Here is a 10922-nt window from a genome sequence, read left to right as displayed (position 1 = left end):
GTCTGGGGGGCCGCCGTGTTGTGCGCTGTCCAGGTTTTGTGTCCGCCCGTCTCGGATTAGCGGGGGGGCGGCCGGCCCCCGTGGCGGGCCCCACCCCTCAGTCCTGCACAGTTACCACTGCAAGCCCGGAACGACGCGCGCGACGCGCGCCGCGGGGGAGGGCAGCGCCATGAGCGGCATGATCACCGGCGCCAGCGCGGACAGCGCGCCGCCGGGCGCTTCGGCAGCGGGCGACGGATCGGCCGGACGGCGGTCCGAGCCGCCCCGCGCCGCGCGGGACTCCCCGAACAGCCGGAAGCCTTGGTGCATGATCTGACGCTTCACCGACGGCATCAGCAACTCGACCGCCTGGGCGAAGGTGCCGACGGGCGTGTCGATGCGATGCGGCCGGTCCTCGAGCGCGCGCACCACGATCGCCGCGGCCTGATCCGGATCCGGCACCGGAAGCGAGCGGTACAGGTCGGTCGGGGCGATCATCGGGGTCCGCACCAGCGGCATCCGCACCGAGGTGAACGTGATACCGGCATCCCGGTTCTCCACCGCCGCGATGTCGCTGAAGTTGTCCAGCGCCGACTTGCTCGCCACGTAGGCGGCGAACCGGGGCACCTTGGTCTGCACCGCGATCGAGGAGATGTTGACCACGTGTCCGAAGCGGCGCGCTCGCATCGACGGCAGCAGTCCCAGGATGAGCCGCACGGCGCCGAAGTAGTTCACCGCCATGGTGCGCTCGAAATCGTGCATCCGGTCGGTGGAGTTGAGCACGGAGCGGCGGATCGAACGGCCCGCGTTGTTCACCAGGTAGTCGACGTGGCCGTGGTCGTCGAGGACGCACTGCACGAGCTTCTCGACCGCTTCGGAGTCGGTGATGTCGCACGGGTAGGTATGCGCGACACCGCCTTCCGCGCGCACCGCCTCGGCGGCGGCCGCCAGGTCGTCGTGACCGCGGGCGACCATGAGGACCGTGGCGCCGCGCCGTGCGACGGCGTGCGCGGTGGCCAGTCCGATGCCGGAGGACGCTCCGGTGATGAGCACGACCCGCCCGGCGAGCGGGTCACCGGTGACCGTGACGCGGCCGCGCTGCGGGTCGAGGTGGTCGCGCCAGTACTGCCACAACCGCTCGGCGTAGCTGTCGAACGACGGGACGGTCAGGCCGGAGCCGCGCAGCTGGGCGCGGGTGGAATCGCTGATGAACTCCGCGGAGAACGAGGTGTGCGGAGCGACTTCGGCCGGGATGCCCACCTGCTCGAGCAGGAAATCGCGCACGGTGGTGACGCCGGGGATGTGCGCGAGGCCGCTGAGCGCCAAACCGCTGCCCGGCACCGTTCCCACACCGGTCGGGGCGCCCGCCGCGGCGGCGAGCGCGCGATACACCTCCCCGAAGGGCTGCGGCTCGGGGTTGACCAGGTGGAAGGTGCGTCCGTCCAGGCCGGGGCGACGGATCAGTTCGCTCATGGCGGCCGAGACATAGTCGACCGGAACGATATTCGTGGCACCGAGATCGGGCAGCGGCAACGGCAGATCGGACGGCAGCGTGGCCAGCCGCGCGATCGCGCCGAAGAAGTAGTAGGGGCCGTCGATCTTGTCCATCTCGCCGGTGCGGGAATCGCCCACGACGATCGCGGGCCGATAGACCCGCCAGCGCACGCCGCGCGCCTGGCGGACGAGTTTCTCGGCGGCGAACTTGGTGCGGTGATACGGCGAGGTCAGCTGCTGTCCGAGGTCGAAGTCCTCCTCGAAGAACTTGCCTTTGTGGTCGCCCGCCACCGCCACGGAAGACACGTGGTGCAGCACCGCGCCCAGCTCGCGAGCCAGGTTCAGCACCGAGCGCGTGCCGGTGACGTTCGCCGCGTGCGCGGTGTCCTCGTCGGCCGTCATGTCGTAGACCGCGCCCAGATGAACGATGTGGTCGGCCGACGGCGCTTCGCACGCCAAACCGAGCCCTTCGGCGGTGAGATCGCCGATCAGCGCGTAGACCCGCTCGGCGCCGCGCCAGCCCGCCGCGATGTCGGTGAACTTGCCCAGTGACGTCTCACGCACCAGCACGTGGACGATCGCCTCGGCATCGTTGTCCAGCAGGTCTTGCACAACCCGCCTGCCCAGGAAACCGGTCCCGCCCGTCACGATGTAAGTGGCCATCGCACTCTCCTGCTGTTCAGTCGAACCTTGTTGTCGCACAATTCATCCGGCATGCGGCAATGGATGCGGACAGCGTCGATTCGGCCCCCAGCGACAGACGTCGGGCCGAAAGTAGGAACACCTTCGTCCTGACTTATTACTGAACAGTAATCGACCGCGTGTGGCCCCGGCAAGCGATCATGACCCGTTCACCCTGTGGGACTGGTCACCGTCGGCGCAGGTCAAACGGTATGTGTTACAAAGATTTCCAGTTACCCGAGTTCTGGTCGAGTGTCCAGCAACTGGACAGCGTCCGATCGGGCTACTTCTTCTCGACGCGGGCGGGCGGCGTCTGCAGCGGAGGCTTGTCGCGCAGGAACGTCTCGAAGGCGTCCAAGTCGGTCGGGCCCACCGCGGTATCGGCCCCCTCGGTGAAGACGGTGAATCCGTCGCCTCCCGAAGCCAGGAAGTTGTTGGTCGTGATGCGATACGTGGCGACCGGATTCAGTGGCTGACCTGCGATGCGGACGCTGTCGGCGATCACCTTCGCGCCTCTGGGGGCGGTGTCGGAATAGGTATAGCTGAGCCCCGCCGGAGACAGAATGGTCGATTTGCCGGAGCTGTTCCACTGCTGTTCCAGCAGGCGCAGGATCTGGCTGCCGGTCAGCGTGAGCGTAACGACCTGGTTGCCGAACGGTTGGACGGTGAAGAGGTCGCCATAAGTGACCGGCCCCTGCTTCAAATCGGCGCGCACGCCACCGGGGTTCATGAAGGCGGCGACGGCGGCGGCCGGACCCGCCGTGACCGACAGCATGGAGTCGGCGATCACGTCGCCCAAGGGCGAGGTGCCCGCCGGTCCCGGGTCGTGCGGGATGGCGTTCGCGGCCGCGCCGACGACGCGGCCCGCGCGCGGCCGGGACTGCTCGGTGTAGAAATCGATCAGCGCGGTCGTCTGAGCGTCGGGTGTCACCTCGCGGGTCACCACGCGGTTGACCGCCGAGGCCTGCACGCCGTCGCCGCCGAAACGCAGCGTGACGTCGGTGACGAGCCGCCCATACGAGGCGGCCTGGGTGATCACCTTGCCGCCGATGGTGCACACGTAGGGCTGGTGGCTGTGGGCGGTGAACACCGCCCGGACCGCGGGGTCGATCCGCTCGGCCAGTCCCGTCACGTTCGGGGTGACGTTCGCGCAGCCGTTGTAGTCCAGGGCCGCGTCCCGCTCCGGCCGCTGGGAACCGCCGTCGTGCACCAGCGCCACGATCGCTTCGGCGCCCGCGGCCTTCAACTCCGGCACGTAGCGATTGATCGCGGCGGCTTCGTCGCCGAAGTGGAAGCCCCGGATACCCTCGGGCAGAACGGCGCTCGCGGTTTCGGGCGTGACCGCGCCGACTACGCCGATCCGATGACCGCCCACCTCCAGCATGGTCCACGGGCGCAGCGCGGGCGGTGGGTTGCCCTGCGCGTCGACGACGTTCGCCGCGAGATAGGGGAATCTCGCGCCGGTGAAGGGAGCGCCGGGAGAACATCCGTCGAAGGCACACCCGCCTCGTTGCAAGCGCGCCAATTCGAGCACGCCGTCGTCGAATTCGTGGTTGCCGACCGCGGACGCGGCCACTCCCACGTTGTCGAGGAAGTCGATCGTCGGCTCGTCGTGGAACAGGCTGGAGATCAGCGGGCTGGCCCCGATGTTGTCCCCGGCCGCCACCACCGCGCTGGACGGATAGGCGGCCTTCAGCCGTGCGAGATGAGTGGCGAGATACGCGGCTCCGCCCGCGTCGTATTGCGCGATCCTGCCGTTGGACCCGCTCGGCGGCTGCAGATTGCCGTGCAGATCGTTGAAGCCGAACAGGTGCACCTCGTCCGGTTGCGCCGCACGCAGGTCGTTCGTCGAGATCAACGGCACGATCCCGGCCGCCGTGGAGGAGCCGGGACCGGCGCCGGGATCGGACGTCGTGCCGCAACCCCCCACCAGGCCGACACCGACAAGACCGGCAAGAACCACGGCGATGCGGCGGCGCGCTCTCATATCACGACTGTCCCACGTCGGCGACGTTCGCGCACGACAGCCGAAATGCCGCCTGCCGCACGGCGATGCGCCGGGCCCGATCCCGCTACTGCGCGGCCGGGAATTCCTCGGCGAGTTCCTCGAAGACCGCGGTGTTCATCGCGAAGGCGCGCCTGCCCTCATCGAGCACGCGGCGGCGCTCCAGGTCGTCGAGCGGCAGCCGGTCGAGCAGGGCACGGTATTCCCGCTTGAACGCGGCGGGATTGCCGACGCCGTCGAAGACGTAGAAGCGGACGCCGTCGCCGCGATGCGGTAGGTCCCACAGCTTCTCCGCGGTGCCGCGGATGACCTGCCCGCCGGACAGGTCGCCGAGGTAGCGGGTGTAGTGGTGGGCGATGTACCCGGCGGGCCAGTCGCGCGCGCACTCGTCGATACGTTCGGCGTAGGCGGCGGTGGCGGGCAACGGCTCCAAGCCGGTTCGCCAGCCGGGGCCGAGCAGATGCGTGAGGTCGCGCTCGAGTTCCGCGGTCCGGGCCAGCTCGGGCCGGATGAACGGCCCGGCCACCGGGTCGTCGGCCAGCGCCGCCCACCGCTGTTCGAGCGCGCGGTAGATGTACCAGAGCTGGCCGGTGTAGCGGTGATACGAGTCGACGCCGAGCGATCCGCCGAGCATGTCGCTCATGAAGCGGGAGTTCTCCGCCTCCGCATGCTGTTGCGCGGTGGCGGTGCGGATCTGCGCCGAGAACGGTATTGCCTCCGACATGTCCGGACCACCTCACCTCACAGCGGGGCCGCCACCGAATCGCGGGCCCTGACCAGTTCGATAAGAGATTACCGGTCGGAAGTTGCGCGCGCATGCACCTCGCGGCTCAGTGCGCGGGCGTCGATCGGCGGCGGCGCCGGACGATCGGGCGGCGCAGCGAGCCGAACCGGCGCAGTATCCGCGGCCTGCGCACGGTGCGGTCGCACCATTCGCCGAGAGTCACGCCCGCCGCCAGCGCGCAGCCGACGCCGACGGCCGCGAGCAGCTGGTTGCCTCCGATCAGCAGTTCGTCGTTGAGCAGGGCGTAGAGCCCGCGGTAGACCTTGAGGCCGGGAAGCAGCGGAGTGATGCCCGCGACGGCGACGACCAGCGGCGGAGTCAGCGCGCGGCGGGCCATCAGGCCACCGGCCAGGCCGACCAGCGTCGCGGCGACGCCGGAGGAGATCACCGGGCCGAAACCCGCCTCCTGGATGAGCAGGAAGCAGATGATGCCCGCCGCGCCGCTACCCGCGGCCGCGGCCAGCGCCCGGCGTTCGGCGTAACAGGCGAGCGCGAACGCCAGGGCCGCCACCGCACCGGCCACGATCTTCACCGGCAAGTCGGTGATGTCGCGGGTGGAGGTCAGGTACACCGGGGGCACGGTGGCGTCGACGAGATCGGCGATGCGCAGGGTGAGCGCGATACCCGCGATGATGCCGCCGGTCATCATCATCACCTCGAGCATGCGGGCCGTAGCCGTGATGGGCGCGCCGGTGATCGCGTCCTGTACCGAGCCGACCAGTTGCAATCCGCTCAGCAACACGGTGATTCCGGCCGCGATGATCAGGGTCGGGTCGACGTCGATCCGCAAGCGCGCGGCGAGGCTCGCCAGCACGATGGCCGGGATCGCCGCGATGGCGCCGCCCACCATGTGCTGGAAGAAGAACGGCAGCCCGTAGCGATTGAGGACGCGATTGGTGCGGTCGATCGCCGCGGTGGTCGCGAAACTGACCGCGGCCACCAGGGCGCCGCCGCCGAGCAGCGCGGCGATCGCCGCCGCCATCAGCGACCACGCCGCGGTGGCGGTCCAGCGGTGGTACGGGTGCGGCGCCGAGGTGATCGCGTCGAGTGCGGCGCGGGCCTGAACCGGTGGGACCACTTCGTTGCGGATCCGGCGGGTCAGCCGGTCGACGGCGGCGAGCCGGGTGAAATCCAGGGCGCGGTAGTGCACGATCCGCATCGTGCTGGCCGGTGGCAGCGCGGGGCCGCGGTCGGCCCAGATGCGGATGGCGTCGTAGGTGACGTCGATGCTGCACCGGGACAGCCCGTAGGTGGCGGCGATGAACCGCACCGTCGTGGTGGTGTCCACCACTCCGGTGCCGGAGGCCAGCACCACTTCGCCGACCCGGACCGCGAGGTCGAGGACTTCGGCGACCCTGGCGTCGTCGGTGAGGTCGATCGGCTGCAACGGCGTCGGCGCGGTGACGATGGTGTCCGCGGTCGCCTGCCGGTCCGCGACCAGCCTGCCGACGGCCTGGGTGACGACCGGAATCGGCCGGGCACGCCGCAGGCGAAGCCCGCGACGCCAGCCGAGGTGATCCACCCGTCCGGTGGTGACATCGCCTACGGAAGTTGCCTCAGGACTCATGGAGGCGAACCTAGTCATCCGATGTCTTCTCGGCATCCGTGCGGGTCGCGGGGGCGCGCCGGTCGCGACCACCCCTTGGTCGGACCGTGGATTCATGGTAGAACTTGTTCTAATTTCGGCGATGGGAGCGCGTACGGTGCGGTACGGAATCGTGTTGTTCACCAGCGATCGGGGCATCACCCCCGCGGATGCGGCGGTGGCCGCCGAGCGTGCCGGATTCGACACGTTCTATGTGCCCGAGCACACGCACATTCCGGTGGTCCGGGCGGCGGCGCACCCGCGCACCGGTGATGCGAGCCTGCCCGACGACCGTTATCTGCGGACTCTGGACCCGTGGGTCGCGCTCGGCACCGCCGCGTCCGTGACCGAGCGCATCGGCTTGTCCACCGCGGTGGCGCTGCCCGCCGAACACCATCCGATCACGCTGGCCAAGACCATCGCCTCGCTGGATCACCTGTCCGGCGGCCGGGTCAGCCTCGGCGTCGGATTCGGCTGGAACACCGACGAATTGGCCCACCACGGTGTGCCCGCGGGCAAACGCAGAATGGTGCTGCGGGAGCATCTGGAGGCCATGCGCGTGCTCTGGACCGAAGAGGAAGCCGGCTTCGACGGCGAGTTCGTCACCTTCGGCGCCAGCTGGTCCTGGCCGAAGCCGGTGCAGAAGCGCATTCCGGTCCTGCTCGGCGCGGCGGGTACCGAGAAGAACTTCACTTGGCTGGCGAAGTACGCCGACGGATGGATCACCACGCCCACCGAGGACGACCTGGACCCCAAGATCGCTCTGCTGCGCCGGATCTGGCGCGAGCAGGGGCGTGCCGACAATCCGGAGGTCATCGCGCTGGCCGGGCGGCACGACGCGCAGCAGCTGGCGCGCTGGGCCGAAGCCGGTGTCACCGAAGCCGTTTTCGGACTGCCCGACCGTTCCGCGGAGGACGTCCGGGCCTACCTCACGCGCCTGGCTGGAAAACTGGGTATCGAGCAAGCCGGGTGACACGCGCGGCGTGACCAACCGCGTCCGCGGATCACAACAAGGGCTCACCAAGGCACCGGCCACGACGATAGCGCCCGCTGATGAGAAGTGGCCCGCGCGAAGCGGGTTCGCGCGGGCCACGGAGGACGCTGTCAGCGCAGGTCGCGGCTGCGGAAGGCGGTGATGCCGACGGCGAGCAGCGCCACGGCGGTCGCGAGCAGCCACAGCAGCGGCTGCGCCTGGAATTCGGCGCCGGGCACCTTCGGCGGGTGGACGAACGGCACGAGATCGAGCATCCAGTGCGGCAGGCCGTCGAGCGAGCCGACGAAGAAGATCACCACCATGGCGCTGAGCACGCCCCACGCGACCGGGGCGAACCGCGGTGCGAGACCGTAGAGCGCGACCGCGATGCCTGTGACGACCCACACCGCGGGCACCTGCACGGCGGCGGCGGCCGACGACTGGGAAAGTTTCGTCCCGAGGTCGCCGTCCGCCGCGCCGTAGACGATGCCGATCGCCACGCCCGAGACCAGCAGTGCCGCGGCGGGGCCCAGCAGCGCGAAGCCGATGTGGCTCAGCGCGTAGCGGACGCGGCCGACGGCGCCGGACAGGGTGGCCTCGACCCGGGCGCTGGTCTCCTCGTCGTGCAACCGCAAGGCCGCGGAGATCGAGTAGGCGGACGCGGCCGCGGCGAGCATCGTGAGCGCGTAGGTGATGAAGGACTGCTGCAGCTGCTGTGAGCCGCCCATCCGGGTGACCATGTCCCGGATGGACGCGCTGCCGTCGAGCATGTCGCCGACGCTGTTCACCGCGCCGCCGATCAGCAGGCCGTAGAGCGCGAAGCCCACCGTCCACGCCAGCAGGGTGCCGCGCTGCAAGCGCCAGGCCAGCCCGAACGGACCGGACAGGATCGCCCCCGCCGCGGACGGCCCCGGACGCTCGGCGATGAGCCCCGAACCGACGTCGCGATTGCCGAGCAACGCGTACGCGACGCCGGTGCCCAGCACCGCGAGGGCGGCGAAGAGCAGCAGCACCCACCAGCGTTCCTCGGCGTACGGGCGGATCTGCAGCGACCAGCCGATCGGCGACAGCCACGACAGCACACCGTTTCCGGCGTCACCGACCGCCCGTAGCGCGAACGCAGCGCCGAGTGCGCCGAACGCCACGCCGCGCGCCACCCGCGCACCGGCGCTGACCTGGGCGGCGACCGCCGCGACGGCCCCCCAGACGATGCCGGACGCGGCCAGGGCGGCGCCGAAGGCCACCGATCCCGCGCCGGGCAGGTCGGTGCCGTAGAGCGAAAGGGCGCACACGATCCCGGCGAGCAACGCGCCCGAATAGGTCATGATCAGGGTCGCGGTGAGACCGGCGAAGCGTCCGATGCTGGTGGCGCTCACCAGTTCCGCGCGCCCGGTCTCCTCCTCGACCCGGGTGTGCCGGATCACGGTGAGCACCGTGGCGATGGCGATCATGGTGTACATGGCGCCTGCTTTCCAGGTGCCGATCGACCCGAGCGCGGAGCTGAACACCGGGCCGTACATGGCGATCAGCGCGGGACTGTCGGCCGTGGTCCGCGCGAAGCTGTCCAGGGACGCTTGATCGTCGTACAGACCCTTGATGCTGGCGACCTGGAACGCGGGCATCAGACCGATGAGCAGCGTCCACAGCGGCAGCACGATCCGGTCGCGCCGCAGGTACAGCCGCAGCAATCCGCCGGTGCCCGCGAAGTCGCCGGATACGCCGAATGCCCGCGCCGCCGTGGCGCGGCCGGCGATGGCGGTGGTCATGCTCGCACCTTCTCCCCGGTGGCCGCGCCGGACTCGGCGCCGTGCCCGTCGACGTGGTAATGCCGCAGGAACAGCTCCTCGAGCGTGGGCGGCGTGCTGGTCAGGCTGCGCACGCCCGCGTCGCCGAGCACCCGGATGAGCTCGCCGAGGTGCTCGTTGTCGACCTGGCAGCGCAGCGTGTGGTTATCGAGTTCGATGTCCTCCACGCCCGGGATGCGGCTCAGATCGCCCGCGTCGCCGGTCAATTCGGCGGTGATCGACGTGCGCGACAGATGGCGCAGGTCCGACAGCGACCCGCTCTCCACCGTGCGCCCGGCGCGAATGATGGTGACCCGATCGCAGAGCGCTTCGACCTCGGACAGGATGTGGCTGGACAACAGGACGGTCGCGCCGCGCTCTCGCGCCTCGTGCACGCACTCCCGGAAGACCTGCTCCATCAGCGGGTCCAGCCCCGATGTCGGCTCGTCGAGCAGCAGCAGCGGCGCGTCGGAGGCCAGCGCGGCGACCAGCGAGACCTTTTGGCGGTTGCCCTTGGAATAGGTGCGCGCCTTCTTGCGAGGGTCGAGATCGAAGCGCTCGATCAGCTCGTCGCGCCGCTTCTCGTCGAGACCGCCCCGCATCCGGGAGAGCAGATCGATGGTCTCCCCGCCCGACAGCGACGGCCACAGCGTGACATCGCCCGGCACATAAGCCAATTCGCGGTGCAGGGCGACCGCGTCGGCCCACGGGTCGCGGCCGAACAGCCGAGCCTGCCCGCCGCTGGCGCGCAGGATGCCGAGCAGTACCCGGATGGTGGTGGACTTGCCCGCGCCGTTGGGGCCGAGGAAGCCGTGGATCTCGCCTTCGGCGACGGTGAGGTCGAGGCCGTCCAGCGCGGTGACGTGACCGAAAGTCTTGCGCAGGTCGCGGACTTCGATGATGTCGGACATCACTTCTCCTTGGTGAATGTGTCCAAGATCGTGGGATCGGTGAGCAGCCCTTGGGTGTAGAACTCCAGGGCCGGTGGGGTGAGTTCTTCGCTGAGTTCGCGAATCGCCTTGCGATAGTCGATCGTCTCGTCGCGGTGCTGGCGCATCTGCATGTACAGCATGGTTGCGCCGACGTTCAGCATCATCAGGTATCGGGCGCGCGCCGCCGGGTCGCGGCTGGGTTTGATTCTGCCCGCCTCGACCGCCTTCTCGAGGTATCCCTCGGCATCTGCGGCCATGTGCTCGAACAGTGATTCCGCCATCGGTCCGCCTGCCTGCAGGCTACGCACCATGTAGGCGACCAGCGGCGCGTACGACTCGATCTCGGCCAGGGCGTCGAGCATGCCCGCCTTCACCGACGACGCGGTGATCGCCTTGACCTTCTCGTCGCGGATCAACTGCAGCACCCGGTCGTCGCAGGCGGCGCGCAGGCCGTCCTTGGACCCGAAGTGATGGTTGACCAGGCCGGGGGAGACGCCGGCGGCGGCGGCGATCTTGCGGACTCCGACCTGGAATCCGTGTTCGCCGAACACCTCGATCGCGGTATCGCGAATGCGCGCCGCGGTGCTCAGATCGTCGGCGGATCCTTGCGGAACGGGCTGTTGGTTAAACACATGTTCAGTATATTAAACAGGCGTTCAACGGTCTAGCAAGACCTGTCGCCGACTTGTCGCGCATCACGGTTTG

Annotated in this window: 8 protein-coding genes; 1 reads left to right on the top strand and 7 read right to left on the bottom strand. The window is 69.6% G+C overall.

The annotated features are described in order from the left end of the window. Positions 1-111: 111 nt before the first annotated feature. The 4 genes from ACWEH3_RS25460 to ACWEH3_RS25445 form a co-directional block, all read right to left on the bottom strand. Positions 112-2136, bottom strand: coding sequence for an SDR family oxidoreductase (locus ACWEH3_RS25460; protein WP_450025403.1), 2025 nt, complete (start codon positions 2134-2136; stop codon positions 112-114). A 301-nt stretch (positions 2137-2437) separates the two neighbouring features. Further along, complete coding sequence (locus ACWEH3_RS25455; RefSeq protein WP_450025405.1) at positions 2438-4141, bottom strand: bifunctional metallophosphatase/5'-nucleotidase; 1704 nt, start codon at positions 4139-4141, stop codon at positions 2438-2440. 85 nt (positions 4142-4226) lie between these two features. Continuing rightward, positions 4227-4883 carry a biliverdin-producing heme oxygenase gene (locus ACWEH3_RS25450; protein ID WP_450025407.1) on the bottom strand — a complete coding sequence of 219 codons (657 nt, stop codon included), beginning with the start codon at positions 4881-4883 and terminating at the stop codon, positions 4227-4229. Positions 4884-4989: 106 nt separating this feature from the next. Beyond that, entirely contained in the window at positions 4990-6510 is a 1521-nt protein-coding gene (locus ACWEH3_RS25445; RefSeq protein WP_450025409.1) for a threonine/serine ThrE exporter family protein, read from the bottom strand. A gap of 136 nt (positions 6511-6646) precedes the next feature. On the opposite strand from ACWEH3_RS25445, the gene ACWEH3_RS25440 reads away from it, so the two are divergent. Further along, on the top strand, positions 6647-7501 hold the full coding sequence (locus tag ACWEH3_RS25440; protein WP_450025413.1) for an LLM class F420-dependent oxidoreductase: 855 nt from the start codon (positions 6647-6649) through the stop codon (positions 7499-7501). A gap of 131 nt (positions 7502-7632) precedes the next feature. On the opposite strand, the gene ACWEH3_RS25435 is transcribed toward ACWEH3_RS25440, so the two are convergent. Genes ACWEH3_RS25435 through ACWEH3_RS25425 form a run of 3 tightly spaced genes read right to left on the bottom strand, consistent with a single transcriptional unit; the run spans position 7633 to position 10849 of the window. Then, a complete protein-coding gene (locus tag ACWEH3_RS25435; RefSeq protein ID WP_452358393.1) occupies positions 7633-9267 on the bottom strand; it encodes an ABC transporter permease in 1635 nt (544 codons plus the stop codon). Then, the gene (locus tag ACWEH3_RS25430; protein WP_450025491.1) at positions 9264-10196 is read right to left on the bottom strand and encodes an ABC transporter ATP-binding protein; all 933 of its coding nucleotides are present in this window, start codon (positions 10194-10196) and stop codon (positions 9264-9266) included. The genes ACWEH3_RS25435 and ACWEH3_RS25430 overlap by 4 nt, the downstream gene beginning before the upstream one ends. Then, complete coding sequence (locus ACWEH3_RS25425) at positions 10196-10849, bottom strand: TetR/AcrR family transcriptional regulator (RefSeq protein WP_356968613.1); 654 nt, start codon at positions 10847-10849, stop codon at positions 10196-10198. The genes ACWEH3_RS25430 and ACWEH3_RS25425 overlap by 1 nt, the downstream gene beginning before the upstream one ends. Between the last annotated feature and the right edge of the window lie 73 nt (positions 10850-10922).

It is taken from the genome of Nocardia sp. NPDC004718 (assembly GCF_053601535.1).
Note: the sequence above shows the minus strand (reverse complement) of the source record. Positions and strands in the feature narration are given on the sequence as shown.

Bases quoted from the DNA above. Each gene is read 5' to 3' on its own strand.
- ACWEH3_RS25450 (WP_450025407.1), bottom strand. From the start codon at position 4,883: ATGTCGGAGGCAATACCGTTCTCGGCGCAGATCCGCACCGCCACCGCG.
- ACWEH3_RS25435 (WP_452358393.1), bottom strand. From the start codon at position 9,267: ATGACCACCGCCATCGCCGGCCGCGCCACGGCGGCGCGGGCATTCGGC.
- ACWEH3_RS25455 (WP_450025405.1), bottom strand. From the start codon at position 4,141: ATGAGAGCGCGCCGCCGCATCGCCGTGGTTCTTGCCGGTCTTGTCGGT.
- ACWEH3_RS25445 (WP_450025409.1), bottom strand. From the start codon at position 6,510: ATGAGTCCTGAGGCAACTTCCGTAGGCGATGTCACCACCGGACGGGTG.
- ACWEH3_RS25430 (WP_450025491.1), bottom strand. From the start codon at position 10,196: ATGTCCGACATCATCGAAGTCCGCGACCTGCGCAAGACTTTCGGTCAC.
- ACWEH3_RS25460 (WP_450025403.1), bottom strand. From the start codon at position 2,136: ATGGCCACTTACATCGTGACGGGCGGGACCGGTTTCCTGGGCAGGCGG.